22 protein-coding genes and 1 pseudogene are annotated in these 26819 nt (G+C 43.2%); 5 read left to right on the forward strand and 18 right to left on the reverse strand.

All coding sequences use genetic code 11. The features are described 5' to 3' along the window. Positions 1-105 precede the first annotated feature (105 nt). Together ACYQ3Q_RS04285 and ACYQ3Q_RS04290 are read left to right on the forward strand one after the other, a co-directional pair. Complete coding sequence (locus tag ACYQ3Q_RS04285; protein WP_459927415.1) at positions 106-945, forward strand: site-2 protease family protein; 840 nt, start codon at positions 106-108, stop codon at positions 943-945. 186 nt (positions 946-1131) lie between these two features. Beyond that, positions 1132-3348 carry an N-acetylmuramoyl-L-alanine amidase gene (locus ACYQ3Q_RS04290; RefSeq protein ID WP_459927416.1) on the forward strand — a complete coding sequence of 739 codons (2217 nt, stop codon included), beginning with the start codon at positions 1132-1134 and terminating at the stop codon, positions 3346-3348. 158 nt (positions 3349-3506) lie between these two features. On the opposite strand, the gene ACYQ3Q_RS04295 is transcribed toward ACYQ3Q_RS04290, so the two are convergent. The 7 genes from ACYQ3Q_RS04295 to ACYQ3Q_RS04325 all read right to left on the reverse strand — a co-directional run bounded on the left by ACYQ3Q_RS04295 (position 3507) and on the right by ACYQ3Q_RS04325 (position 12095). Then, positions 3507-4439 carry an ABC transporter permease gene (locus ACYQ3Q_RS04295; RefSeq protein ID WP_459927417.1) on the reverse strand — a complete coding sequence of 311 codons (933 nt, stop codon included), beginning with the start codon at positions 4437-4439 and terminating at the stop codon, positions 3507-3509. Next, the gene (locus ACYQ3Q_RS04300; RefSeq protein WP_459927418.1) at positions 4436-5521 is read right to left on the reverse strand and encodes an ABC transporter permease; all 1086 of its coding nucleotides are present in this window, start codon (positions 5519-5521) and stop codon (positions 4436-4438) included. The genes ACYQ3Q_RS04295 and ACYQ3Q_RS04300 overlap by 4 nt, the downstream gene beginning before the upstream one ends. Further along, entirely contained in the window at positions 5518-7047 is a 1530-nt protein-coding gene (locus ACYQ3Q_RS04305) for an ABC transporter ATP-binding protein (RefSeq protein ID WP_459927419.1), read from the reverse strand. Before ACYQ3Q_RS04305 ends, ACYQ3Q_RS04300 begins: the two co-directional genes overlap by 4 nt. A 167-nt stretch (positions 7048-7214) precedes the next feature. Next, positions 7215-8345 carry a BMP family ABC transporter substrate-binding protein gene (locus tag ACYQ3Q_RS04310; protein WP_459927420.1) on the reverse strand — a complete coding sequence of 377 codons (1131 nt, stop codon included), beginning with the start codon at positions 8343-8345 and terminating at the stop codon, positions 7215-7217. A 295-nt stretch (positions 8346-8640) separates the two neighbouring features. Then, complete coding sequence (locus ACYQ3Q_RS04315; RefSeq protein ID WP_459927579.1) at positions 8641-9489, reverse strand: class I SAM-dependent methyltransferase; 849 nt, start codon at positions 9487-9489, stop codon at positions 8641-8643. Positions 9490-9697: 208 nt separating this feature from the next. Continuing rightward, positions 9698-10330 carry a DUF2357 domain-containing protein gene (locus tag ACYQ3Q_RS04320; protein WP_459927421.1) on the reverse strand — a complete coding sequence of 211 codons (633 nt, stop codon included), beginning with the start codon at positions 10328-10330 and terminating at the stop codon, positions 9698-9700. Continuing rightward, positions 10302-12095 carry an McrB family protein gene (locus ACYQ3Q_RS04325; RefSeq protein ID WP_459927422.1) on the reverse strand — a complete coding sequence of 598 codons (1794 nt, stop codon included), beginning with the start codon at positions 12093-12095 and terminating at the stop codon, positions 10302-10304. Before ACYQ3Q_RS04325 ends, ACYQ3Q_RS04320 begins: the two co-directional genes overlap by 29 nt. 187 nt (positions 12096-12282) lie before the next feature. Between ACYQ3Q_RS04325 and ACYQ3Q_RS04330 the strand changes: the two genes are divergently transcribed. Then, complete coding sequence (locus tag ACYQ3Q_RS04330; protein ID WP_459927423.1) at positions 12283-12558, forward strand: hypothetical protein; 276 nt, start codon at positions 12283-12285, stop codon at positions 12556-12558. Positions 12559-12703: 145 nt separating this feature from the next. Here ACYQ3Q_RS04330 and ACYQ3Q_RS04335 read toward each other — a convergent pair whose 3' ends face one another. After that, on the reverse strand, positions 12704-12928 hold the full coding sequence (locus ACYQ3Q_RS04335) for a DUF6765 family protein (RefSeq protein ID WP_459927580.1): 225 nt from the start codon (positions 12926-12928) through the stop codon (positions 12704-12706). 142 nt (positions 12929-13070) lie between these two features. Here ACYQ3Q_RS04335 and ACYQ3Q_RS04340 point away from each other — a divergent pair, with 142 nt between their 5' ends. Beyond that, positions 13071-13931, forward strand: coding sequence for a DUF4474 domain-containing protein (locus tag ACYQ3Q_RS04340; RefSeq protein WP_459927424.1), 861 nt, complete (start codon positions 13071-13073; stop codon positions 13929-13931). Between the two features lie 81 nt (positions 13932-14012). Here ACYQ3Q_RS04340 and ilvN read toward each other — a convergent pair whose 3' ends face one another. Next, positions 14013-14516 carry an acetolactate synthase small subunit gene (ilvN, locus tag ACYQ3Q_RS04345; RefSeq protein ID WP_459927425.1) on the reverse strand — a complete coding sequence of 168 codons (504 nt, stop codon included), beginning with the start codon at positions 14514-14516 and terminating at the stop codon, positions 14013-14015. Then, entirely contained in the window at positions 14513-16213 is a 1701-nt protein-coding gene (ilvB, locus tag ACYQ3Q_RS04350; RefSeq protein WP_459927426.1) for a biosynthetic-type acetolactate synthase large subunit, read from the reverse strand. The genes ilvN and ilvB overlap by 4 nt, the downstream gene beginning before the upstream one ends. A gap of 275 nt (positions 16214-16488) precedes the next feature. Here ilvB and ACYQ3Q_RS04355 point away from each other — a divergent pair, with 275 nt between their 5' ends. Then, on the forward strand, positions 16489-17673 hold the full coding sequence (locus ACYQ3Q_RS04355) for an MFS transporter (protein ID WP_459927427.1): 1185 nt from the start codon (positions 16489-16491) through the stop codon (positions 17671-17673). A 12-nt stretch (positions 17674-17685) separates the two neighbouring features. Here ACYQ3Q_RS04355 and ACYQ3Q_RS04360 read toward each other — a convergent pair whose 3' ends face one another. The 8 genes and pseudogenes from ACYQ3Q_RS04360 to sdhB all read right to left on the reverse strand — a co-directional run bounded on the left by ACYQ3Q_RS04360 (position 17686) and on the right by sdhB (position 26809). Then, positions 17686-18492, reverse strand: a complete 807-nt coding sequence (locus tag ACYQ3Q_RS04360; RefSeq protein ID WP_459927428.1) for an ABC transporter permease subunit — start codon at positions 18490-18492, stop codon at positions 17686-17688. A 50-nt stretch (positions 18493-18542) separates the two neighbouring features. Further along, positions 18543-19418, reverse strand: coding sequence for an ABC transporter ATP-binding protein (locus tag ACYQ3Q_RS04365; protein ID WP_459927429.1), 876 nt, complete (start codon positions 19416-19418; stop codon positions 18543-18545). Between the two features lie 479 nt (positions 19419-19897). Next, complete coding sequence (locus tag ACYQ3Q_RS04370) at positions 19898-21115, reverse strand: MFS transporter (protein WP_459927430.1); 1218 nt, start codon at positions 21113-21115, stop codon at positions 19898-19900. 101 nt (positions 21116-21216) lie between these two features. After that, positions 21217-22131 carry an NAD(P)-dependent oxidoreductase gene (locus ACYQ3Q_RS04375; protein ID WP_459927581.1) on the reverse strand — a complete coding sequence of 305 codons (915 nt, stop codon included), beginning with the start codon at positions 22129-22131 and terminating at the stop codon, positions 21217-21219. A gap of 60 nt (positions 22132-22191) precedes the next feature. Next, the gene (locus tag ACYQ3Q_RS04380; protein WP_459927431.1) at positions 22192-23085 is read right to left on the reverse strand and encodes an NAD(P)-dependent oxidoreductase; all 894 of its coding nucleotides are present in this window, start codon (positions 23083-23085) and stop codon (positions 22192-22194) included. Positions 23086-23124: 39 nt separating this feature from the next. Next, on the reverse strand, positions 23125-23985 hold the full coding sequence (locus ACYQ3Q_RS04385; RefSeq protein ID WP_459927432.1) for an amidohydrolase family protein: 861 nt from the start codon (positions 23983-23985) through the stop codon (positions 23125-23127). A 504-nt stretch (positions 23986-24489) separates the two neighbouring features. Further along, positions 24490-25700, reverse strand: a pseudogene (locus tag ACYQ3Q_RS04390) (IS110 family RNA-guided transposase). 356 nt (positions 25701-26056) lie between these two features. After that, complete coding sequence (sdhB, locus tag ACYQ3Q_RS04395) at positions 26057-26809, reverse strand: succinate dehydrogenase iron-sulfur subunit (RefSeq protein ID WP_459927433.1); 753 nt, start codon at positions 26807-26809, stop codon at positions 26057-26059. Positions 26810-26819 lie beyond the last annotated feature (10 nt).

Consider the following 26819-nt stretch of genomic DNA (forward strand, 5'->3'; position numbering starts at 1 on the left):
CACAGCAAATTCTGAGCTCGTTGCAATAATAATAGCTCTATGGAATAGGGAATAACCATGATAAACTAGGCTAAGTAATTTACCTTTGGAAAGTGAGGGGACTAAATGCTTCACGACGAAAATCAAAGTCTTGACGATCTCGTAGAAAAGCCTAAGAAGAGAAACTCAAAAACAATCCTGAGTATCGTGATCACAGCTTTGCTAGGTATACTAAATTTTAGTAAGCTAGCTTTAATTGCCAAGTTACTGTTTGCCTTAATCAAAGCTTCTAAATTTGCCGGAACCTTTTTGACTATGGGCTTGACAGTCGTTCTCTATGCACAAATATTTGGCTGGTTATTTGCAGTGGGCTTTGTTGGAGTCATTTTCGTTCACGAGATGGGTCATTACGTAACGAGTAAGAAACTTGGTCTGGATGTCTCTACCCCAACGTTTATTCCTTTTCTTGGGGCGTTTATCAAAATGAAGAGCACTCCTAAAAGTGTTCGAGAAGAGGCGATCTCAGCCATTGGGGGCCCGGCAGCTGGAGCGTTGATAACGGTTGTTTGTTTATGGCTCTATTTAATAACAAATAATCATTATTGGGCAGGGCTAGCCTATACTAGTGCCCTAATAAATCTCTTCAATCTTCTTCCCTTTGGCTCCTTAGATGGGGGTAGGATTTCCAAGGCAATCTCACCCTTTATTTGGGTGATCGGCTTAGTTATGGCTATTGTTCTCATCTGGAAACTGCATGCCTATATACTGCTCATTATCTTGTTCTTTGGGGTTTATGAAGTCATAACCATGTATCGACACAAATCATTCACTACCCAATACCTGAGCGTAGAGCCTAGCTTCAGGTTAAGAATAGGGATTTCTTATCTCGCTCTAATCGCCATTTTAGTCTTTCTAATGATGTATTCGTTAGAGATCTCGAAAGCCTTCACAGACTCAATTTATTGAGTCCAAAAACTCAGGAAACCCAACATAGTAGTTGCCGTTTATTCCACCCCTGTCACCTTAGGACTAAGGTCCCTTTCGAATAATGAAACCCATAATTTCATCAAAATTATGAGCTTTTATGGTATAATCGACATGACTTTGTTAATTGAAAGGGTGACACTTCTGAAAAAGTTTTTTTTCTCGATCATGACATCGCTTACTGTCGTACTATGCATGCCTTTTATAACCTACGCCAGCCCTTTAGCATACCAGACGGAGCGTTTAGCTGGACAAGACAGGGTGGAAACAGCCCTTAAAATATCTCAAAAAGGCTGGCAATCAGCTCAAACTGTTATCTTATGCGAATACTCCGACTACCCCGACTCTATTGCCGCAACCCCATTCGCAGTCAGCCTAAATGCTCCGATTCTTCTAACCAAAGGAGACTCGATTGACCCGCGTGTTGTCCTAGAGCTGCAACGCTTAAAACCACAGAAGGTTATTCTTCTTGGAGGGACAGCTACTCTGAAACCTACCATAGAAAAGGAGCTTGAAAAATCTGCGCTCCAATGGGAACGAATTGGGGGATTTGATCGTTATGAAACCTCCATTCTGCTTGCCAAAAAACTTGCCAACAATTCGCTTATTCTTGTTAACGGGGATGATTTTCCCGATGCCTTATCAGCCGCGACCTATGCCGGCATTCAACAAATTCCTATCGTCCTTACCTCAACCACCTTTCCTAATTCCGTAATTGAACACTTGAAAGAAACAGTAGCTAAGCACCTGATCGTCATTGGCGGAGAAGTTGTGGTTCCTTCCGAGCAGTTAACTAAACATAACTTTATAATAGAAACACGTTTGGGTGGTCTGGACCGTTACGACACCAATGCCAAGGTCATATCCTTTATGAAAGACACCTATCAATCCACGGATCTTTTCATGGCTTCGGGCATCACCTTTCCAGATGCAGTAGCCGGTACTGTCCTTGCTGCAAAATTTAAGGCCCCCCTATTATTGACCGAACATATGGATATTCCGCCTTCAGTATACACTATCATGCGTGAACATATGAAAATTGAACCACCAGCAAAGGATCCTACCCCTAACCCCGACTCTGACTCTAACCCAGATAGTAAAGAAGGTCTCCTTAAAGGTAAGATCACTGCTTCCGGAGTTTTAAATCTTAGAGAGACCCCCTCCTCAACTGGTAAAATACTTGCCATGATACCGGAAGGGACAACGGTGGAACTCACTGAAAAGCAAGATAAATGGTACAAAACAACCTATCAATCTAAAACAGGTTGGATTGCGGCTGACTATGTCAGTATCACATCGACGGGAATAGTCAACGCTTCAGGGGGCTTAAACCTCAGAGAAACCCCCTCCCCGACAGGAAAAGTGCTTCTCAACATCCCGAAAGATACGACGATAGCGCTCACCGATCAGCAAGGTCAATGGTATAAAACAACCTACCAAGCAAAAACAGGCTGGGTTTCTGCTGACTATGTGACGCTTGCCCCCACGAGCAAGGTCAGCTCTACGCCTAAGACAATTTCTACGACAGCTTCTCCCACAACTCCACCCTTTGATCTCAGTGTCAATGGAACTGTCTATATTTTAGGAGGGACAGGCATTATTAGCCTCAATACGCAAAACATTATCGAGGGTAAAGCTTCTTCAAGCTATCAAAGTAACCTCAGGGACTTCCCACCTCTGCCTTCAGAACTAGCCAAGCCTGATCCGCCGCCTGCAACTGAAGACGAAGTCACTGATTATGATCCTTCTAAAGAAGTTCTCGTCAATCCGTTTCAGGGAATCCCTGCCAATGCCCTATCAGGCAAGACAATTTTTCTAGATCCTGGCCATGGCGGACCAGATCCCGGAGCAAAGGGTCCTACCCAAACTTACGAAAAGAATAATACCTTAGCCATTGGACTAGCTTTGAATGACATCTTAAAACAAGCTGGCGCGAAAGTAATCCTTACACGGACAACCGATGTCTCACCAGCCACCAAATATTCTCAACTTGAAGACCTTCAAGCCCGAATGGTTTTAGCCAACTCCTGTAATGCTGACCTCTTTATCTCCATACACAATGATTCGTTTACCATACCTACAATTCAAGGCACCTCAACGTTTTATTCGAGGGATAACCCTAGGCAAAATGAAAGCCTACAACTAGCCAGCAGCGTTCAAACTGCTCTGATCGACACCCTCAAAACTACTGATCGTGGAGTTAAAGAAGCAGGATTTTATGTTTTGAAACATACTACCATGCCATCCATCTTGATTGAGACCGCTTTTATTTCGAACCCCTATGAAGAAGCAAGGTTACAAAACCCAACATTTCGGAAGAACGTCTCAGCCGCTATCTTTAAAGGGATTTATAATTATTATACAAATCCCCTACCTCGCGATTGAACCTAGATATGCTGAATAGAATAAAAATGAAGAGGTAAAGCCCACGTCTGGGCTTTACCTCTTCATTTTTCATCATTTTTTTCTTTTATAGTAATATTCTAAACTAATAATCTTAAATTTGTATAAACAGATTATAAACAAATTATAAACTGTATTGCCTACCTTTCCTCTCGGTCATAAGATAGACCCAAAGCTCCAGGCGTGGACAAGCGTCCTTTGTAACGAGCAACCACAAATACTAAGATTAGGACGGTAAATAAATAAGGCAACATTTTCAAGAAAAAAGGTGACATTTGAATACCCAAAACTTGAAGGCGGAAACCAAGAGCATCAATTCCCCCAAACAAGTAGGCACCCATCAAAGCTCGCCAAGGATTCCACAGAGCAAAGATAACCAGAGCCACCGCAATCCAGCCTCGGCCTGCCGTCATGTTTTCCAACCAACTGGGGGCATAGGCTAGGGATAAGTAAGCTCCCCCTACACCTCCTAAGGCGCCTCCTGCCACAACATAGAGATATCTTAAATAAAAAACGTTTAAACCAAGGGCATCCATAGCTGCCGGATTCTCCCCTAAAGCTCTGAGGTTTAGCCCGGGCCTGGTGTGATACATGTAATACCATATTACAACGACTAGTACATAGCTGATATAAACTAAAGCATCATGCTGAAAGAAAATGGGGCCGATGAACGGGATATCAGCCAAGGGGCCAAGAGGCACCGGGGAAAAAGGATTTTCAACCGGTATTCCGATATAAGCTTTACCAAGGTAGCCGCTTAGCCCAGTCCCAAAAATAGTTAAAGCTAAGCCACTAACAACTTGATTAGCCCGTAAGGTAATGGTTAAAAAAGCATGAATGAGGGCCACTGCTCCACCTGCCAGCATGGCAGCCAGCAGACCAATCCAGGGGTTGCCTACAGTGACTGCAGCCATAAACCCAGACACGGCACCCACTAACATAATTCCTTCTACACCCAGATTGATGATTCCTGCTCGTTCAGTGATTAGTTCACCCAAGGCAGCATAGAGGATCGGCGTACCAGCAATCACTGCAGCTGCCAATAAAGGGATTAAGAATTCTTGAATGCTCACTTGCTCAATTCCTCTCCTTTCGGGTCGAACAGTTTCACTCGATAGTTGGTAAGAATTTCACCACCGAGGACAAAGAAAAGAATCGCGCCCTGTAACATTGTCGCGACGGCGGCAGGCACACCCTCCACTTGAACTGCGTATCCTCCCACTTGCAATGCCCCAAACAACACCGAGACAATCAGGATCGCTAAGGGGTTAAGTTTACTGAGCCATGCCACAATAATCGCTGTGTAGCCGTACCCTGGGCTGATTCCATGTTGCAGCTTGCCAATAATGCCACTGACTTCTGCCATACCCGCTAATCCGGCAATTGCGCCACTGAGAAACATCACCAACAAAATATTGCGTTTGATATTCATACCAGCATAACGCGCTGCCCGCTCACTTGAACCAATTACGTTAATGCTATATCCCCAGCGGGAATATTTGAAAACTATGGCTAGGATAACTGCCAAAGCCAAAGCAAAGAACAACCCTGTGTGAATGCGGGAATCGCCCAAACCCGGTAACCTAGCAGCCTCCGCAAAGGATGCAGTTATGGGAAAATTCGAACCCTTGGGATCTCTCCATGGACCATAGACTAAATAGTCTACCCATAGGATTGCTACATAATTTAGCATTAAGGTCGTAATGATTTCATTGACCTTCCAAATAGCTCTCGGAATAGCCGTCAAAAGGGCCCACAGTCCCCCTGCGATCATCCCAACGACAACCATTCCCGGCAACATAAGATATACAGGTAGAGTGGGGAAGGTTAAGGCCAGCCAGGTTGCCCCCATTGCCCCCATATAGAGCTGCCCTTCCGCACCAATGTTCCACAGCTTCATCTTAAACGCCAATGAAACACCCAATGAGGTTAACATCAACGGAATAGCTTTTACCATGGTCTCCGTTAGTCCATATTTTGAACCCAAACTGTCTTCAAACATAATCTTATACACAGTCAGTGGTTTTTCCCCGGTCAGGGCCAAGAAGATTGCCCCCAACAAAAGGGCCAACAGCACGGATATTAAAGGGATGATAAAAACCATCACCGGCGAAGGTGTTAAGCGTTTTTCTAGTTTAAATGTGAGCCGGTTCATCGTCCATCATCCTTTCTGGCCGAGCAGGAACCTGTCATCAAGAGTCCCACTTCCTCCAAGTCAGCTTGTTCAATGGGAAAGTCCCCGGTTAGCTGACCATCAAACACTACCCCAACCCGGTCGGCTAATTTGAATATTTCTTCAAGGTCCTCGGAAATCAGCAAGATCGCGGTTTTACGTGTCTTTAATTCCAGCAGTAATTTATGAACTGCCTCAGTGGCCCCGATATCTAATCCCCGTGCCGGGTAAATTACTACCATCAATTTGGGAGAACTAGAAATCTCCCTAGCCAATAACAACTTTTGTAAATTACCACCTGACAGTACCCTGACAGGCTGACGCAAGCTGGATATTTTGACTTGGTACTGCTTAACTAGAGTTTCAGCATTACGCTCTATTGCCTGGGATTTTAACAACCAACGCCCCGAGTACTCAGGTTGATGATAATTTTTCAGAATAAGGTTCTCTAAGGCATTTAGCTCCGGTACTAGTCCCATACCTAGGCGATCTTCAGGCACATAGGCAACACCTAGGTCAATAATCGTACGAGGGGAGAGGTTGCTGATATCCCGGTCGTTCAGGAGGACTTTACCGCCCTCAACTCGGCGCAAGCCAGCGATGACTTCCGCCATTTCTCGTTGTCCGTTGCCGGACACACCCGCTAAACCGAGAATTTCCCCTTCGTTTACAGAAAGGGAGATTTCACGCAAACAGGGAAGCCCCATATCGTTGAAGGCCTTTACCTTATTTAGTTCTAGTACGACCCCACCTACAGGAGAAGAGTCTCGCTCATACTTCGAGGCCACAGCCCTGCCAACCATTAAGCGGACCATCTCTTTGGCATTGATCTGGCCTTGTTCTAATACACCAGCTAACTTTCCAAGTCGCAACACGGTAACCCGATCTGCGATCGCCTCAACTTCATTCAATTTATGAGTAATGACAACTACAGCACATCCTGCAGAGGCCATTCTGCGCAGATTTTCAAAGAGTTCACTGGCTTCCTGAGGGGTAAGCACAGCCGTGGGTTCATCCAATATCAATACTTTGGAACCGCGATAGAGCATGCGGACGATCTCTACTCGCTGTTTTTCGCCTACGGAAAGCTGCCATACTTTAGCGTTCAAATTGATTTCGAGACCGTATTTTTTCCCAAGCTCATTGATGCTAGCTTTAAGTTCTTTGTTGGCAAGCAGAAAGGAACTCCCCTGTTCACCTAAGGTAATATTTTCTGCCACAGTAAAGGGCTCTACTAATTTAAAGTGTTGATGAACCATACCGATACCGCAGGCTATAGCATCTCTAGGGGAACGGAACTTTTGTTCAACCCCATTTACTAAGATCTTTCCACCATCTGGCCTATACAGACCTGCCAACACGGACATTAGAGTGCTTTTCCCAGACCCATTTTCTCCTAAAATAGCATGAATTTCTCCTGGATTAATGTCAAGGTCCACGTGATCATTGGCTAGGACACCTGGAAACTTTTTAACGATTCCCTGTAATTGAATTAGTGCTTGATTCATACAGTCTGTCTCCCTCAATTCAATTCACAAACCTGGTTCCGGCTAATTATCCCTCAAGAAATTCTCTTTTATAGTAGGAAATTACGCTTTGAGGCCACCTATAGCAACTTCAAAGCGTAATTTCTGAATTCATAACTACCATATAATGAGTAATTTAGTTTCAACTGTTACTTAGGAATTGTACCGTCTACCCCTTCAACAAACCAGTTGAAGGAAAGCATATCTTTATCCGACATGACTTGACCTGCAGGAACTTTTACTTCTCCCTTTTGATCCTTGATTGGACCTGTGAAGACATCCCACTTCTTAGCCAAGATCTTATCTTTCGCTTCAGTCACTAATTTCTTAGTATCGTCTGCTACCATAGGGCCGTATGGAGCAATGTCAACAATACCATCGCTCATTGGACCCCAGTATTGATCATTTTTCCAAGTTTTGTTACGGACTGCTTCAACAGTTTTCACATAGTAAGGACCCCAGTTCCAAACTGCAGAGGTCAGCACAGCCTTGGGAGCCATTTTGGACATATCCATATTATAACCTACACCAAATTTACCTGCCTCTTCTGCAGCTTGCATAGGTCCAGGAGTATCCTGGTGCTGAGCAATAACGTCAGCTCCAGCTGTCAGCAGACTCTTAGCAGCATCCTTTTCCATAGCAGGGTCATACCAAGTATTAGTCCAAACTACTTTTACTTTAGCAGCAGGGTTAACAGAGCGTACCCCTTGAGTAAAGGCGTTGATACCTCGGATAACTTCTGGAATCGGCATAGCCGCTACATAACCGATGGTGTTACTCTTAGTGGTTTTACCTGCTACGATACCCGTAAGATATCGTGCCTGGTAAATGCGGCCGAAATAAGTACCCACATTTTCAGAGGTTTTATAACCTGAGTTATGCATAAATACAACATCAGGGTATTTTTTAGCTACATTGATGGTGGGATCCATATAACCAAAACTGGTCGTAAAGATGACTTTATTGCCCTTTTCAGCCAGTTGAGTAATTACGCGCTCAGAATCCGCACCCTCAGGAACTGACTCAATAATGGTTGTTTCAACATCGGGAATTTTGTCAACAAGGTATTTACGACCTTGGTCATGAGCATAACTCCAGCCCGCGTCACCGACTGGTCCAACATAAACATAGGCTACCTTGAATTTTTCCTTCTTAACTTCTTCCTTCTTAACTTCTGCTGGTGCTGGTGTAGCGGTGGGTTTGTTGCCGCAGCCAGTGATTACGAGTAGAAAGGATACTAGCAAAGCGACCAAAACAGCACTTCTTCGTTTAGAATTCATTTCTAAATCTCCTCCTTTTTTTCTCTAATAGTTGATAGGTACGAGTCTTGCTTACTAAAAAATGAACATGGTATATAGGTCCCAGCTCACCTCCCAGCCCCGGTAATAAAAAAAGCTTTCTCTGAGATAAAAATCTCTCAAAAAAGCTTCATTGCGTTAATTACCGGATACTCATCTATTATATTACCTATAATTGAAAATTACAATGATTTCTTTGTAAGGCTAAATATTCCCCGTTGGCAAAGGGTACCTTGAGGGTACCCTTCATCGACCAATGCTAAGGGATTCAACTTCTTTACGATTTTTGCAAAAAGATGTTCTTACGATGGCGCAGAAAATTACTAAATACCTGCCCAATCCAACCTTTAACACCTAATTTTTCTGGAGGAGGTGGGGTAGTTGGTTTTCGCCCATGGACAAGACCAAAGCCAAAGTAGCTCTGGTTTCGTTTCATGAAATCAGCATTTTTCTTCAATCTAGTCACTAACCCTGGTTGATTTGCGACTTTATGCGTAAGATCTTTGATCAGCATCCAATCCTTTTTGAGCGCTTTTAGGATCACATTGCCATTATTCCTCAAGCGCTGGGGATTTTTGATTTCGACATCTAAAAATCCGGCTTGTGATAAAGCCTCCTGCCAATCTTTGAAGGACAACGGGTCAGTGCCGGATCCAAAGCACTCTGCCAACTGCTGTTTAAGATTAGCAGGTAATTTCCCTAAAAGGGCCATTTCTAGATCTGCCACACTTCCCTCAGGCTTCAACACTCGATAAAATTCTCGGTATACTCTAACTTTATCTAAAAAGACCGTGATCGATTCAGCTATGACCTTATCAAAACAATTCTCCTCAAACGGCAACTTATAGACATCGGCTACTCTAAATTCCACGAGATGAGAAACTCTCTCTTGCTCTGCTCTTTGGCACGCTTTTTCAATCATTTGAGGATTAATATCAATTCCCATGATTCTGCAGCCAACCGTTTTAGCCAAATGACAAACCGTAAGACCCGTCCCACACCCAGCGTCCAGCACATAGTCTTCCTTCTTCACTTGCAATGCGTTTAAATTCTGTTGGGTCGCCGGAAAGCCTCCCGGATGCGAACTGCCGATACCAAGCCATGCCAACAGTTCAAAATAGTTCATCTCTTCGACTTTTTTGGATTCACTCAATACCACAAATTACCCCTCCCTTCAGGGTATATGGTATAATATTCCTTAAGCATACTTGCTGACAATTGTCCAAATGAACTCGTTCAACGAAAGTTGAAAAAAGAAAACTCAGTATTTATTAGGGATAGTGAAAAGTGCCTTTCACACTAACTTTAGGGGTGAAAAGCACTTTTTTTTAAATCTAACATTTGATTAAGACTAAATAACAGCGGTAGATATCCTGATAACTTGGAGACATCTGCAAAACCTGATTCACAGACATTTGCCGTATTTCACTGACATCTGTCCAAAAATTTGCCTTAAGACAACAATCTAATTGCCCCTCCAGATTTTCTAAGCGTTTACGTAAGTTGGGATCATACGCCCTCCCCAGTTCACGAAGAGAACCCTTTTTTAGGCATACTGCTTGTCTGATCCTGGTAAGAATTCCGCGCAGAAATCGATTTTCCAGCGTATCATAGTCCTTTTCAGGTTTGGGATCGATCAGTAGAGCCGGGCGATAATAATCTGTGTCGACCCGAATGAAGCCAGATTTTAGATCCTTTTTAAGATATTGTGGTTTTTTCGCTAGAAACTTCAAACTCTCTCGTCCAATTTTTTTGACTCGCGCAGCATTCCTAACGGTATTTCCCTTCTTTAAAGGAGGACATAATCCAGATTGAATACGGTTTACGGTAGCTATTAAATGCTCTAACACCTTTATCCAGGCTTCCGATTGACCTCTTAGGGAACCTAAAGCAAGAATATCTTGCAGCTCTGTCTCGACTCGTAAACCGATCCTTTCTTTAAGAAAGCCAGAATGAGGTGAAACCATCTTCCTCAAACCTCCGCAACATATACGCTAATTTACGGCTACTCAAGGGAAATTTTGCCTTGATAAAAACTCCGTTTCCTTGCCAAGGCAGATAAAGAGCTGACGCATCTTCCATCATTTCCTCAGGATTTTTAGATTCACCTAGGGCGAAGAACATTAATTGGATAAGCACCCTCTTCATGGAGGAACTACTTCCTTGCAAGCGTGGTAAAATCTTTTGCAAAAGCTGAAGGTCAAAAGCTTGCTCTTCAGCCATCAGGGCGTATCGGTCGTTATAGAGAAGGTAAAAGTTGACTTCGTCACGTACCCGAAACCCGACCTGAGCATAGATCCCCTCCAGAATTTGATTAACCTCGATCAGCCGTCCTGTACTCCGCCGAATCAGGACATCGTTTTCGAGATTGGCATCCTGAAGCGTAAGATAATCACTTCGAAAAAAAGAATTGTTGATCGGACCACTTGCCAAACCGACTAACCGCTTATCCCCTTCCTCATCTAACCGACGTTCCGGAAAACGACCCAGATCAATCTGACTAAATTCAATCATTTGCGCCCTATCTAATACCCGCTTACTAAATGGGTACGTAGTCTCATCCATATTTACCGTCCCGATCAGGTAAACATTATCTGGCAGAGCCAGCTTCTGATACTCTTCCTGGAATACGACATCTTTATCATCAAGGGATAGTACGGAGTCCGTCATGATCCCCTCCTCATTCCAGCGTCTGGTTTCCATAACGCTAAGGAGATCACTAAAATAGTGTTCCACCCGCGCTAAATTAAGCTCATCCAAACAGACGAAATAAGGCTTGTCCCTATTTTCCAGTTGTGAAGCTCGAGCTAACAATCTCGTAAACTTAGCTGGTCGAAAGTTTCCCGCTAAATCCGTATAACCCAGCAGATCTGAAGGATCGCTCCAATCTGGCCGCACTGGAATGAGACAATATTGCCCATTCTCCTCCGTAGCACCACTTGCCTCGGCAAAAAGCTTCACCAACTTAGTCTTACCTGTCCCTGAAATACCAGCTAGAATCACAAAAGGCTTGGTTTTTAGAGCTAAATACAGGTTCTCAATACTTTCCGCCGGGTATGAGAAGCCCCTACCTCTAATATACTTCTTAATTTCCTCGATCCGCTGCTTGGGAGATACAATGATCGGTTTAATTCTCTCGACCTCGTCACTCTGAACAGTCTCTTCAGACATCTCCGAAGCTGGGGACTCCTTTGCTAGTACTCTTTCTACATACTGTTTATAACTCTTAATTGCTTGACTTAAATCTTCGATTAGAATCAGATTGTCCGGCATGTTATGTCGATCATAGCGTGGCTCTCGTGCAAGCATGCTTTTTAAGGCTTGGATCCTGTTTTGAGCGTCTTGGTTACCACCGTTCCTTTTTTTTTCATCCAAGGGCTCCGTAATTCCAAGCTGAATGGTCAAGTACACCGACTCCATGTTCTCTGAGAAGAGATAGCGAACATATTCCTCACGCTTAGTTATTTCCATTATTCTCCGATCCATGATCGCAATCCAAGGAATATTCGTCCAGTTGCGCATACCTACAGAACCCTCAACCTGGTATCGTTCATCGATGAAAGGTAGGCGTTGTAGATCCTCTGGAATCGTTTTTCTCATTAAAGTTCCCAGCGCATGTCCATTGAACGGCTCGCTTTTAGACTTAACATAAGAATTCATGACATTCAAAAAATGTTCTCTAAGGGAAACTTCGGGCACCGACCTGAGAATTTCATCAGTGGCAAGCAACATTTTCTACCACCTTTTTCCTAATACTCCTATTACACATGATTCGGCAAAACCCAAAATATCCCTTCTGATAAAAAAGTAAATTAACCCCTAAACATAGGGTATCCTGCCCTAGTTTGTCGTAACGTACGGAGCGATTAATTAAGCTCCACTGAAATACCAGCTATCGAGAGAATATTGCTCGTGGATAGTGGATAATCTAATTAAATTAAAACCTGATAATACGAAGGGGACAGCATCAATGCCCAAATACTTTATCTATCCTATCTTTACAGTAATTTTCGCAATCATCCTAATAGCAAATGTACCGAGACAAGAAATCCAACGTTTGTCTATTTATGGAATCATTTTTGGTGGAATAATTGATGTTCTGGTTCATAGTTTTGGATATGTTACTGGACTATTTGCTTGGATAAATTACGGACCTTTTGGATTCATAGGCGTTCATCTTTTTCCCAGTTTATAACATGGTCAATATTTTTCATTATATTTTTATTTTTTGCCAAAACAAAAGCCACTAAATTATATATTTGCTATTGTTGCAATCTTTTTTTCCGTATTGTACCATACAATGCTCCTTGATTTGGGTATTTTCAAATCTGCAAGTAGGATTATATTACCTTTACTTGGTTTTTCTGTTTGGTTTTCAATAGCCACATGGGGCTTTTATAAATTAAATTGTTGGATAGAGCCTCACAACTCTTAATATCATTAACTTTGCTCACCATGCCACTGAACCCTTGGTGCGCAAACGTATCAGCGTAAGCATGTAGAACAATGCCCAGTTTAATTAAGTCTCGCTCGTGAAAAACATCACTTAAAATATCTAAAATGATGGGTAGAAATGGGCATCTCTGTTCATAAGTACCCTCCTTGTACCTCCATCCCTCCTAAAGAATCGAGGTTTGCTTAAAGTCACAACCTTGATGCACCATACTATGCCTATATCTCATAAAATGTACTGAGGAGGAGATTCCTATGTCTGACTTCTTATTACAGGGAACGGGTAACGATGAATTAGATAAAACCATCCAAATCGTGGGCTACTCTTATGATTCAACCCAAGATATCTTCTATTCTAATCTGGATGCTTGGCAAAGAAAGGTCGGCTACTGTCGTCTATATGATGAAGCAGCCGCGCCTTTGGGGATGATTATGGACTGTGAACCAATATTATTCGAATACGGGGACAAAAAATGGATGATAGCCTTCTGGAAAGGTCAATATGACATGGTGACCGGTGGCGAAATAGGTGTGTATACCGAGGCTCTTAACTTAAAAATCCTCGGAATATTTGAGGGTACCTTTTATCATTGCGTTAGTAATGACCATCTCTTGCCAATGTCGTTTACCCTTAGAAAGAACGGCAAAATCCTCTTTTCAAGAGAAGGGAAACACTGGTGGTTAACCGGATTCAAACTTGGTGAATTCTCCGAGCCTTCGGAACTAAGGATGGATATAACAATTACCTTGGAAAATTCAATGATGCGTGATGCCTTTGTGACGGGTTTATGGAATGCGGGATATTTCTTAGATCGATTCACGAGAGTCGGAAACACCGTTAATTTTTCGTTTGGTACCCCTCTTACACCACAACCCCTTACTCGAACTAAACCCACAGATTGGATCATACAAAGGAAAAATGAGCAATTATGTCTTAAGTATCAAGAAATTACGGAACCCTTTGCTACTGTGCAGGATAAAGTAAAAGCCATTGAGGAACAAGCACCAATGATGTACCAAAAAATAATCAAGCTTGGGAAATCTAAACCGTCCTACGAGCGGTATGAAACTCTCATTAACTCGTTTCTCTCAGCTAAAAAAGATGTACGCAATTAATTTTGACAGGTTTAAAACACTTTGGAGTTCTACGAAACGACGTACAAAAGAGTGGGGATTGCCCCACTCTTTTGTTTTATATTAAATGCCTTGATCCTTTGCCGGAACAGGTCCTCGCGAAAGAGCGATCCTCCCCGTGCGTACGATTTCAATAATTCCATGATCTTCTGCAAGTACTTGACATAGGGCATCAATCTTTGTTTCATCACCAGAAAGCTCGATCACCATCGTTTCCCTGTTAACGTCGACAATGCTTGCTCGAAAAATCTCGACAATATTGATGATATCTGAACGTGTCGCAGCACTGGCTTTGACCTTAATCAAAGCTAACTCCCGTTGAATCGACTCTACCGCCGTAAGGTCACTAATTTTGATGACATCCACTAATTTTGACAACTGATTAACAACCTGTTCTTGCTCAATTTCATCTCCCTCAACCACAATTGTGATTCTGGTGGTATCGGGTTCCTCCGTGTATCCAGCGGCAATACTTTCAATATTAAAGGCCCGACGGCTAATCAGTCCGGATATATGGGTTAAAACTCCCGGTTTGTTTTCGACTAAAACGGCGAGTGTATGCTTCATCCCTCTTTACCCCCTATAATCATCTGATCCAAGCGAGCACCGGATGGAACCATTGGTAGGACGTCTAACACTTCCGGTATCCGAATATCAACAACTACTGGACCGGGAATGGCCATCGCTTCTTCCAAGATCAGTCCCAATTCTTCTGGTTTATGAACCCTTAAACCCTTAACACCCATTGCCTCGGCTAATTTTACAAAATCAGTCGTCGACCCTTTAAGACTAGTATGGGAATAGCGTCCACCGTAAAACATCCTCTGCCACTGAGCGACCATGCCTAAACACTGATTATTAAAGACTAGGACTTTAACCGGAAAATTATATTCCGCAGCCACAGCCAATTCCTGGCAATTCATCATCATTCCACCATCACCGATAAAAAGAATAACCGGTCTATCCGGCATACCACATTGTGCTCCTAGGGCAGCAGGAAGACCATAGCCCATCGTCCCCAACCCTCCTGACGTAAGCAAAGAGCGTGGATTTTTAAAACCGTAGTATTGCGCAACCCACATCTGGTGTTGTCCAACATCCGTCACAATCACTGCATTACCCTGAGTCAACAGACTGACTTTTTCAACCACCGCTTGAGGCATGACAAGATCTGCATCCTGTTCATAACTTAAAGGCTTTTCCTCTTGCCAGAAGAGGCATTTCTCGATCCATGATTGAACATGGTCTTGCAACTCCTTAGAAACATGCTTAACCCGTTGAGATAGGGCAGGTATCGACCATTTCACGTCTCCGATAACGCGTAGATGGGCCAAAACGTTTTTGTTGATTTCAGCAGGATCGATATCAAAGTGAATAATTTTGGCCTTGGCAGCAAACTCGTCCAGGAGACCTGTGACTCTATCATCAAAACGCACTCCAATTCCTAAGAGCAAATCACACTCCGTTGTCGCCATATTCGCTGCATAAGTTCCATGCATGCCAACCATTCCTAGAAACTGAGGATGATCAAAAGGAACGCAACCTAAACCCATTAAGGTTGAGATCACCGGAAACCCAGTCTGTTCAATCAAACTCTTTAATTCCTCAGACGAATCAGAGAGATTGACACCACCCCCTACAAAGATAAGGGGTTTTTTAGCTATTCTTAATTCGTCAAAGACCTTATCGATCGTTTCTAAGTTTCCTTCATAGACTGGACGATAACCACGCAATTTAACTTCGGTGGGGTAATGATAGTCTAACGAAGCCGCAAAAACATCTTTGGCGATATCCACAACTACGGGTCCAGGCCTGCCTGTACGGGCAATATAAAAAGCTTCTTTTAAAGCCCCTGGTAAATCTTCAACCTGCTTAACCAAATAGTTGTGTTTCGTAATCGGGGTCGTGATGCCTCGAATATCTGCCTCCTGAAAGGAATCCCGCCCGATCAATGGAACAGAAACTTGACCCGTAATAGCCACTAATGGAATAGAATCCATGTAAGCTGTGGCGATCCCGGTCACCAGATTGGTGGCCCCTGGCCCGGAAGTAGCAATAACAACCCCAACCTTTCCGGTCGCCCGGGCATAACCGTCGGCCGCATGGACCGCCCCCTGTTCATGCTTCGTTAGAATATGGTTAAATTCTGCTTTGAACAAGGCATCATAAAGTGTTAAGACTGCTCCACCAGGATAGCCAAACACTACGTCTGCGTTTTCATTGTTCAGAGACTCAATAATAGCCTCTGCTCCTGTCATTCTCAAGTTAGTGACCTCACTTTCACGTTCTTCTAACTTAATACATTATAGACCAGGACTCATAAATTGACTAGAATAAAGTCATAGTCTCACTGAACTAAGCTTAAATAAAATTAGTTGCGCTAGCAACGATTCAATAGTATATTAGTTGCAATTACAGCTTGATATTATCACCTCTAGTTTATCTGAAACGTGAATCAGAAACTGCACTCGGGTTATTACAAAAAATGGCTGCCAATGCTGTAGAAAAGTAAATATTATTAATCTGAGGAGGGCTACCAATGTCAATGCCCAAAGCTAATGCCGTACCACAAGCCCAAATATGGAACAAAACTTTCTTTTTAATTCTGGTTGTCTCCTTTTGTATGTTTTTATCAATGTATATGCTGCTCCCGACGCTTCCTTTATATGCCCAAACCCTTGGAGGTAACGAGACTGTAGCCGGAACAATTGTTGCTCTTTTTACGCTCTCCGCTGTTTTAGTGCGCCCTTGGTTTGGTAACATGCTTGATCGGAAGGGACGAAAAGTAATACTGCTCATCGGGGTTAGCATTTTCCTTGTTTCAGTCCTGGCCTACCACCTTGCCTTCTCTATCATTACCTTACTAGCCCTAAGAGTAGTTCATGGGGTCGGATGGGGTGCATCAACTACTGCCACAGGAACGATGGCTTCAGACGTAATACCGGCTGTCAGGCGGGCCGAAGGAATGGGTTATTACGGAATAGCCGCCACCATCGCCATGTCACTTGGGCCAGCAATGGGGTTATACCTTGTCGAGTACAGCAGTTACTCTGTCTTATTCACTGGCTCAGCGATTTTAGCCGCCCTTGGCTTGGCAGGCTCGTTCTTTATCAATTATGAAACACCGCGTATCAATAGTCAAAAGGCCGGAGTCCCACTTACAAAAGGTGTAATCCTGGAAAAGACCGCGTTACCTCCGGCTTTAGTTTTGTTCTTTATCACCCTAACCTACGGAGGAATCGTAAGCTTTTTACCTTCTTACGCGCACTACCGGGGAGTTGAAAACATAGGAATGTTTTTTACGGTTTATGCCTTGGTATTGTTGTTTGGCCGTCCGATCATCGGAAAACTGGCTGATCGTTATGGAGCACGAAAATTCCTGGTTCCCGGAATATTATTGATAGCTACCGCTCTGCTTTTGCTGGTTATGGCTACTTCTTTACCCATGTTTCTGCTCGTGGGTGTTGTTTACGGTCTTGGTTTTGGAACCGTTCAACCAATTTTAAACGCCCTGGTTATATCCTTATCTCCACCTGAACGTAGAGGCGCAGCTAATGCAACCTTTGCCGTGGCAATGGACTTGGGCATTGGGCTGGGTGCTGTTTTGCTCGGCTTCTTAGCCCAAAAAATGGGCTACGTATACATGTATGGCAGCTCAGCTATTTTTGCTCTGTTAGCACTGGTCATGTACTATACCTTACTTCGCAAAAAGCTGCCAAATTAAACTTATCAAGAACTAAATAGCTAGATCCTGGCCCTCAAATACTTTTTTTGTCACGTACCATAGAACGGCTGAAGCGACACTAAGCCCTATAATGGTCCGCTGAGGATTCATGGTCCCCTCAAGTACTTCTTGCGGCTGAAACCATTGGAAAAGAGAGAAGTTTTTGAGCCAGGATAATTTACTACTGAGCCCACCCACAATATCCAATCCGTAAAAGGCCAACGTCAACCCAGTAGCATAAGTTAAAGCCCTTTCTTCCTCAACAAACCAAGCTGAAAAAAAGAGACTATAGCTTTCTATCAGTGAGAAAAAGGCCACTCCTAAGAGCCCTACTCGAAAATAACGCGCATAATTTATTTCAATTCCTGAACAAAAGGTCCCAAAATACAGGCCAGCGATCGTAGCAGTGACTAGAATCGCGTTTGTACTTATTAAAACGGCAGTTTGAGTTGCAAGAATCTCACTTCGCGATACTGGTGTAGAGAGAAGAAAAGCCAAAGATCCATCATCCACCATCTTCGCAAGAACGGCATTCGCCGTTTGAATTCCATATAAGGCCATGAGCATTACCCAGATCCTTGCAAAAAACTGGCCCGATATAAAGGCCTCGAACGTATCGATCCGGGCATTTTCAGAGATTCCAAACACAGTCTTGACCGTTGATGGCATAGACTCTGCAACCCGTGTAACTGCTGGATTTTTAGCAATCACAGGGTAAACCCAGGTTAAGAGTCCTTCATAAAGGATAATTCCAGTTGAGATGGCAGCTACTTTCTTGCGATACTGCTTAAACATCGCTCGAAACAATGCCCTATTCATAGTCACCCCACCTTAGTTTGCCACTGAGCCTCTCGACCGAATTTTGAGGACTATCGGAAAAAATTCATAAAAGCCTCTTCTAACTCCAGAGAACGTTGTCTAAAGCCTTTGACCCGAACTTGGGCGAGAACCAACCACAGTCTATCCAGTTCACCCGCAACACGGATGACGAAACATCTCCCTTGAATAGGGGTTAGCTCTAACTGGCTCTGCTTGAGAAGCTCAGCGTCCTCTTCACTCTCGACTTCAATTTCGAACGTTTGATACTCTGCTTCTCTAAGCTGAGAAATACTTTGAACGGCTAGAAGGTTCCCTTCCCGAATAATTCCAACCTGTTCACACGTGCGTTCAATCTCCGCAAATTGGTGGGAAGACATAAACAAAGTCTTCCCTTTTTTCTTTTCCTCGAGGATTAAATCAATAAACACTTTTTGCATTAATGGGTCTAGTCCTGAAGTCGGTTCATCGAGGATAAGCACACTGGCGTCCAACATCAAGGCTGATATAATCCCCAACTTCTGCTTCATCCCTTTAGACATCTTCCGGATGAGAATCTTTAAATCTAAGTCTAGAGAACGAACGAAATGATCTCGGTTCTTCTTTATTTGAAGACAATCACTATGCATTCCAGCGATAAGATCTAAAAAATCAAGGCCTGTTAGGTTTTCCATAAAATGAAGTTCACCAGGAAGGTAACAGACCATCTTCTTCACTTCCGTCTTTTCTCTCCAGCAATCATAGCCGTTAATCGTGACTAGTCCAGAATCAGGCCTTAAAAACCCCATTAATAGGCGGATAGTCGTGGTCTTCCCTGCTCCGTTCGGACCGAGAAATCCAAACGCTGTTCCCGGATCGACCTGAAAGCTAGTGTTCCATATTCCTCGCCCTTCACGATATACTTTGGTCAGTTCCTTAACCTCGATCATAGCCTTCCTCCTTCCTGAGTTCCTGAGAAAGACCTGCTTCATGTTTAACGCCACCTCATCAATCGAACGGCTTTCTAGCGAAGAAATAGTAAGAGACTTTAATCTCCATGAGCGAAACCGTCTTCCCAAGAAGGGCCAGCACACCTATTTCCATGGAGATTCACCTCCCATATCATAAGCGCTGTATAGAAAATTGGCTAGTGCCCGAAGACACTGTCTTCGCACGTGTTAGTTTAGCGGAGAAGCCTTTTAGGCGCCGGCGTTAGCCTAAGTTGCACTGACACTCCAGAAAGTTTCATTCTGCTTATATCAGTTGGTTTTATACTTCCTAGCATCAAAACCAGGGCATCGTGTTCCAACTTATTCTATACATCCCATTATATGTATTTAGGCAAACCAGATGTGTCTGTCTCCCTAGCACCAAAAAACTGGAGTATCAAATGGTTGTCGTCCATTTGTACTCCAGTTTTTGAACAATCTCATGATGCTTGAAAGTGCTTTTGCTTGCTAATGGGGTGTGTAATGCTCGGTAACTGATAAGATATTCCACTGGCGGTCAACAAAATAACGGTGGTCAATCCAAAGGCAAAGAAATGCGTACCCCATGTTTCATATCCCCAGCCACCTAAAAATGTGCCAATTGCTCCGCCAATTTGATGTCCAAAATAAGCCCATCCGTATAAAAGGCCTAGTAACTTTACACCATAAAGATCGCTAAGAATAGCAGAAGACATCGCAGTGGATCCAGCCCATACCATCCCACCAGCTGCTGCAACAAGATAGAGTTGCCATGGCGCGGCTGCAAAGACTAAGCCTAGAAACCCCAACCCACGAACAAAGTAGATTATGAATAAAATGTTCTTCCGCGAATAACGATCAGCAATCGAGGCTAAGAGTAAGGTACTGAAAATCGCTACTATCCCTATGATTCCTACTCCGAACGAGGCTGTCATTGGTTCAAAACCATGATCGATCAGCATTGGAACAGCATGAGAACCTAAGAGATTCATACTGAATCCGCAAGCGAAGAGTCCCATAACAATCTGCCAATAGGCTCGTGTGTTAACAGCGTCCCTCCAAGTGATTTCCTGCTTTTTCACCGACGCCTTAGCTTTAACGCCTTTTGCAACTTCTCTGCTTTCCTCATCTGCGCCCTCAGGTACCTCATCCCGCATCACAAAAAGGGCACAGGGAATCACGACACAGATAAACAACCCAGCAAAGAACAAAAGCGTTTTCTGCCATCCCCATAATTCGATTAAGAACGTTTCAAGAGGGGACATAATCGCAATTCCGGCCATGGAGCCACTGGACAAATAGAAAAGCGCTCTACCTCGCTGGCGAACAAACCAGCTGCTAATAATCGGTGTCATGGTGACTGGACTCAAGAAGGCAAGCCCTAGTGACAGCAGAATTCCAAACGACAGTAAAAAAGGAATCGTTCCTTTGGCAAAAATTGTCCAGACTAGGGAGATGCAAACCATGATCACGCCTATTATCAAGACAAAACGTGTGCTATAGCGTTTTAACAGAAATCCGGCTAATGGCATCCCTACTCCATAAATTAGCGCACTTATGGCCACTATCAGTGAAAAGTCCGTTCGAGACATCCCTAGGTCCGTCATAATTGGTTTGACAAAAGGACCAACCCCCAGCCGAAATCCTACGGTCAACAGAGTTATCATCGAAGCTGCCATGACTATGTTCCAACCATGATACCTACTTTTGCTATTCTCTTTAACGTTCATCCTCTTCTTTCTACCTTTTACACCTGAATATTAATACAAAGTTATCACGTTTAAGACGTCACATCGCTAAGTGGGTTATAGTTAACTCTCATTAATTCTTCCATTAAAAGCATAATCTTAGTATTATCTTCATCCTGCATTCCTTTAGACATTGCTATTGCGTAAAGATGTTGAGTTAGGCTTGTAAACAGCATTGGGGTTCCCAATTGTCTCGCTATGTCTAACGCGATTGAGCAATCTTTATACATAAGGCCCAAAGCAAAGTTTGACTCAAATTTCCGCGGTAAATAAAAATCAGGAAACCTTGTAGCTGTCACATTACTGCCTGCGCTACTAGCATTAACCGCTTTGATAAATGTATAAGGATCAATTCCAGCTTTAGTGGCAATATTCACGGCTTCTAAGGATATCATTAAATTAGTGGCAGCTTGTAAATTGTTTAAGGATTTTAAAGTATGGGCTGTACCCAAATCCCCGACATAAATAATATCCGTTCCAAGTTGTTCAAGTATAAAACGACAACGCTCCAGAACCTCTAATTTGCCCCCTACCATAATGGATAGGGTTCCTTCTTTTGCAGCTCTTGCTCCACGGCTCACAGGAGCATCAAGCATTTCAACCTGTTTCGCTAATAATGCCTCCCCTACTCTTCGGGTCATTGATGGAGTGGAGCTGGATAAATCCACGAATATACTTCCAGGCCTTATCCCAGACAGCAAACCATTTTCTCCGAATACTACAGTCTCAATCACAGATTCGTTAGGCAGCGAAGCTAGAATAAAGTCACTGTATTGAGCCACTTCTGCGGGCGATTCTCTAACTTCCACACCGACCTCTAACATTCTGTCAACCGCTGTTTGATTAACATCATACACCGATATCGACTGATTTACTAACGATAAACGTCGACACATGGCACTTCCCATGACTCCTAGACCAATGATACCTATTCGTATTCGTTCCAGCGCTAATCACTCCTTTTTAGCGATAATGTTCCAAATATAATTCCCTGACCTTTATATGGTTTAAAAATCTTCGGCTTGTAATCCCATTAAACCTTGTATATATGGAACAATTTTCATACTATCTTCCGACACCGCCCCATGATTACAAGCCATAGCATAAATTTCCTCGAGGCGTGTGGCAACTAAGGCTGAAACATCCATTTGATGTGCGATTTGAGTACTAAGCATAATATTTTGCAGCATAAGCTCCATTGAGATATGAGAGTCATACGTATCCTGTAAGATATGCTTGAGATAGTGATTGGACGTGACAATATTCTCGCCGCTGCTAACATTAATGACATCTAAGATTTTTTTTCTGTCTAAACCGCTCTTCACTCCAAGTCCCACTATTTCTGCTGCAGAAACTAAATTTGCCCCTAACATCATGAGAGTTAAGGCTTTAACGATATGGCCAGAACCTAAATCTCCGACATGGATAATATTTGTTCCTAGAAAACTAAGTATCGGGCGACATCGTTCAAGAACCTCTTCCTTCCCGCCAATCACAAAGGATAAAGTATGCTCTCCATTCGCACTAACTTCTGAACTAACAGGCGCATCAATAATATCCGCACCCCTCTTTTCTAAAAACTCGGCAACTCTTCTGGTTGTAATTGGGGTAGATGGAGACATTTCCACTACCACACTTCCAGGTTTAATAGTATCAATGACCCCATTATTGCCGATTAACACATCCTCTACTGTTTGAGCATCTGTAACACAAGTGATAATCCAACTGCTATTTGCAGCCACATCTGCCGGAGATCCAGCTAGCTTTAGTCCTAAAGGTTTAAGTAAGGCCATTTTATTTGGATCCATGTCATGAGCGATTATTTCTATATCGTTTTTCAATAGCCGCTTTACTATCAGGGAACCAATTATCCCTAAACCAATAACCCCTATTTTCTCCATAATGTTTCCCCTTTTCAGAAATGTACTGTAATAAGGAAATTATTTCTTAATCCCATCAACGTCTAGCCCTAAGATCTTTGCTGCATTTTTATATAACAACTTTGGTAGCACCTCAGGCTTAATCGGTAAATTGCAGAAATACTCTACTCCCTCTTTAAGGGGAACAAAGGGATAAGATGTTGCGAACAAGAATCGATCTTGAAGAATATAATTGGCCGCCATCACATAATCCTGAAACCCAGGAAGATTAACCATATACATATCGGGAGATATATAAATATTAGGCCTTCTGCAAGCCACATGCAACATTTCAGTGACGTGTGGCCAACCTCCGTGTGATATTATCAAAGGCAAGTTGGGAAAGTTAGTAGCAACATGATCTACTGCAAGAGGCATTGAATAACTAACATCGGGGCCTGAATTACCTCCCACCATTAAAATTACGGGGATATTTTGCTCAGAGCACTTCTTATATATCGGGTAGATTCTTCGGTCGTCTGCATACATAGTCTCGGTCAACACCCCTGGCTCGAGCACAACCCCTTTAAACGGTCCATCTGTTACTAAATCATCGATCTCGCGTAAAGCGTCCTTGTGATTAGTCGGATCAATCCCAGCAAACCCAATAAACCTCTCCGGATACTCCTTAAGTAGAATAGCAATATCCTCATTCGCTACAATTCCCATTTTGGGATTTGCTTTCCTGCCAGGAATAACACCAATATCAATTCCTGCCTCATCCATCTCTTTAATCATAAGGTCCATGGATTTCTTATTAACAGACTCAGCTTGATACATCCCCATTTTTTCTGAAAAGTTAGCAGTTCGTTGAATATCACTATACATAATAGCATCTAGAAAACTACCAAAAGGGGGCCTAATTCTAAAATCAATAATCATTACTATAACTCCTTTGTAACTAAGCTTGAACTTCGCGCTATTCAGTTCTTGTTATTATTAGTTTTCATTCTTTGATGGTGCCGTTAGCGGCTTGGGAGCCTAGTATAAAGAAACATTGCTAGTGCCAAGCCTTGGCGAAGGCGGTCCTTAGTTGCACTCAAAGTATATTGCATTTAGGTTATGCTTTCTGCCCTGGAAAATAAGTTTTCCATTCTTCAGTGGTGCCCCATTGCGGCATGGGGGTCTGATTAGTATATAGAAAACTTGGCTGGTGCTAAGCCTTGGCGAGGCGGCCGCCTAGTTGCACTTATGCTACAGAAAGTATGTAACGTAAGTTATACTTTCTGCCCTGAAAATTCAAAAAGTAGTATGATTTTCGTTCTGACAATAGGAAACCAAGCCCTAAGGTTACCGTTTAAAAAGAGTAAGTGTTAGTACTTTAATGACTATAAAACAAAGTACCCGGGCTATTCTTTAACTTAGTTATAGTTTTTTTGATTACTTTTATGCCGTTTGTTCTTGGACACTCACTACTAAACCAAAGGACTCCAGTCTTTTGATCGAATTTCTAATCAAGATGTCTTTCTTGCGTTCGTCAAAATAGTTGAATCCTAAATCCACATATTCTTGTTTTCGCGTTAACAAGATATGTACTAGGGATAGTATAGTATGTCCTACAGCTATCGCCGCTTTATTCTTTCCTCGTCGAGCCGCGATACGATGGTATTGAGCCGATAAGTAGGTGTTTTTCGTACGAGACGCCACTTTTGCTGCTTCAGTCAGGGCACTTCGTAGCTTCTTGTTTCCTTTACGCGTCTTGGTGGACTTTTTTTCCTGCACTTTCATCATGACCTGGAGTCATCCCAGCCCACGAACATAGGTGGCCTGGTGTAGGGAATCGTGACATATCTGTACCAACTTCCGCTATAATTTGTTCAGCGGTTCGTTTTCCAACTCCGGGTATGGAATCCAATAACTTCAGGTCTTCCGTAAAAGGGCTCATACGTTTCTCGATTTCATCGTCCAACTTGCTAATTAGTTCATTGATTTAATCGATATGAGCTAATTGCTTCTCCATCATGTACAACTGATGTGCTCCGAGTCGTCCCTCTAGTGCAAGTTTCAATTGTTCTTTTTTAGCCTTTAGCGCCTTTTGAGCAAAATCCGCTAAAACCGAAGTGTCGTTTTCTCCATTGATCATAGCTTCCAGCATATTTCGCCCAGATACGCCCAAAACATTTGAAGCTACAGAGGATGGTTTTATGTTACCTCCCTCTAATACCTTTTGGAGACGATTCACTTCCCGCGTTCTTTCTTCAATGATGCTTCGTCGATAGCGGACGATCTCTCTTAATTCTCTTTGCTCTCGGTTCGGGATAAAGCTCCCTTGTACCAGACCATGACGCAGTAAACGCGTAATCCACTCGGCATCTTTAACATCTGTTTTCCGTCCAGGCACTGCTTTTATGTGCTGAGCATTGACTACCATCGGCTGTAGGTCCTCTAGTTCTAAAAGGTTATAGATAGGTTTCCAGTAATCACCCGTACTCTCCATCGCGACATGGGTGCTGCGGTTGCTTTTGACACAGTTCGATTAGATTCCGGGTCATTGTTGTAAATGTTCGAATCTCCTTTCCTTTGGGAGTGATGATGCAGGCTGTGATACTCTTTTTATGCACATCCAGACCGCAACAACGTTCATGCAAGACTTCCATACCATAACTTCTCCTTAGACTGGTTTTGTTTAAGGCTGGTGCAACAACCAATACGGGTTATTCTGCCCTGCGTGCTTCCCGAAGGAGCAACAATCTGCGATACACCAGGTCGATGTGGTCCGTCTGACTAACGGGCTCGCGGCACCAAGAAAGTTCGACCTACCTTCGCCAGCCTTAGTAGTATTATGGACAAAATTTTCATCCATCAGTGGTGCCGCGCAGCGGCATGGGGGTCTGATTAGTTCAAAAAAGCCCAGTATGCCTATAAAACCATACTGGGCTTTTAGCCTATTAAAGAGCATTACGCTTGAACCCAACACTAAAAGACTAACCCGAACATTTATATTAAGAAACTCCTATTTATTCAGCCACCGACTCACGGCATACTTATTAACGTCCTTATTCAACTCTGCAATTCCAGTGGTCAGAGGAATCTCCTTCGGACATGCTCTCACACAGTTTTGAGCATTACCACAGTCCGCAATGCCGCCCTCATCAAGAAGTGCATCTAATCGAACGTGCTTATGCATTTCACCGGTTGGGTGAGCATTAAACAGGCGAACTTGAGAGATTGCCGAAGGACCGATAAATTTAGAGCGTGAGTTGACTTGTGGGCAGGATTCCATACAGCAACCACAGGTCATGCATTTGGAGAGTTCATACGCCCATTGTCTTTTAACCTCGGCCATCCGAGGACCTGGTCCTAAATCATAGGTACCATCGATGTCAATCCAAGCGTGAACCCTCTTCAAGTTTTCAAACATAATCGTCCTATCTACCATCAAGTCGCGGATGAGCGGAAACTTGCTCAACGGTTCAAGTACAATTGGTTGCTCTATCTGGTCTACTAAAGCAGAGCAAGCCTGCCGTACTTGACCATTTATATTCATAGTGCAAGCTCCACATACTTCCTCGAGGCAATTACATTCCCATACTACTGGGTTTGTTATCTGGCCCTTAGCATTGACAGGATTTTTCTGTATCTCCATCAGACAGGATATGATGTTCATTTTCTGCTTGTAGGGAAGTTCAAACTCTTCCCAGCATGCTGCGGTGTTTGGACCACCTTGGCGACGTATTTTTAAGCGAATTGTTGTTTGCTCAGTCATATTTATCCCC

The sequence above is a fragment of the Desulfosporosinus burensis genome (genome assembly GCF_054657535.1).

Bases quoted from the DNA above. Each gene is read 5' to 3' on its own strand.
- ACYQ3Q_RS04370 (WP_459927430.1), bottom strand. From the start codon at position 21,115: ATGGCAGCTTCGATGATAACTCTGTTGACCGTAGGATTTCGGCTGGGG.
- ACYQ3Q_RS04315 (WP_459927579.1), bottom strand. From the start codon at position 9,489: ATGAACTATTTTGAACTGTTGGCATGGCTTGGTATCGGCAGTTCGCAT.
- ACYQ3Q_RS04365 (WP_459927429.1), bottom strand. From the start codon at position 19,418: ATGATCGAGGTTAAGGAACTGACCAAAGTATATCGTGAAGGGCGAGGA.
- ACYQ3Q_RS04325 (WP_459927422.1), bottom strand. From the start codon at position 12,095: ATGTTGCTTGCCACTGATGAAATTCTCAGGTCGGTGCCCGAAGTTTCC.
- ACYQ3Q_RS04290 (WP_459927416.1), top strand. From the start codon at position 1,132: ATGACATCGCTTACTGTCGTACTATGCATGCCTTTTATAACCTACGCC.
- ACYQ3Q_RS04320 (WP_459927421.1), bottom strand. From the start codon at position 10,330: ATGGTTTCACCTCATTCTGGCTTTCTTAAAGAAAGGATCGGTTTACGA.
- ACYQ3Q_RS04300 (WP_459927418.1), bottom strand. From the start codon at position 5,521: ATGAACCGGCTCACATTTAAACTAGAAAAACGCTTAACACCTTCGCCG.
- sdhB (WP_459927433.1), bottom strand. From the start codon at position 26,809: ATGACTGAGCAAACAACAATTCGCTTAAAAATACGTCGCCAAGGTGGT.
- ACYQ3Q_RS04360 (WP_459927428.1), bottom strand. From the start codon at position 18,492: ATGAATAGGGCATTGTTTCGAGCGATGTTTAAGCAGTATCGCAAGAAA.
- ACYQ3Q_RS04380 (WP_459927431.1), bottom strand. From the start codon at position 23,085: ATGGAGAAAATAGGGGTTATTGGTTTAGGGATAATTGGTTCCCTGATA.
- ACYQ3Q_RS04340 (WP_459927424.1), top strand. From the start codon at position 13,071: ATGTCTGACTTCTTATTACAGGGAACGGGTAACGATGAATTAGATAAA.
- ilvN (WP_459927425.1), bottom strand. From the start codon at position 14,516: ATGAAGCATACACTCGCCGTTTTAGTCGAAAACAAACCGGGAGTTTTA.
- ACYQ3Q_RS04305 (WP_459927419.1), bottom strand. From the start codon at position 7,047: ATGAATCAAGCACTAATTCAATTACAGGGAATCGTTAAAAAGTTTCCA.
- ACYQ3Q_RS04385 (WP_459927432.1), bottom strand. From the start codon at position 23,985: ATGATTATTGATTTTAGAATTAGGCCCCCTTTTGGTAGTTTTCTAGAT.
- ACYQ3Q_RS04310 (WP_459927420.1), bottom strand. From the start codon at position 8,345: ATGAATTCTAAACGAAGAAGTGCTGTTTTGGTCGCTTTGCTAGTATCC.
- ACYQ3Q_RS04285 (WP_459927415.1), top strand. From the start codon at position 106: ATGCTTCACGACGAAAATCAAAGTCTTGACGATCTCGTAGAAAAGCCT.
- ACYQ3Q_RS04355 (WP_459927427.1), top strand. From the start codon at position 16,489: ATGTCAATGCCCAAAGCTAATGCCGTACCACAAGCCCAAATATGGAAC.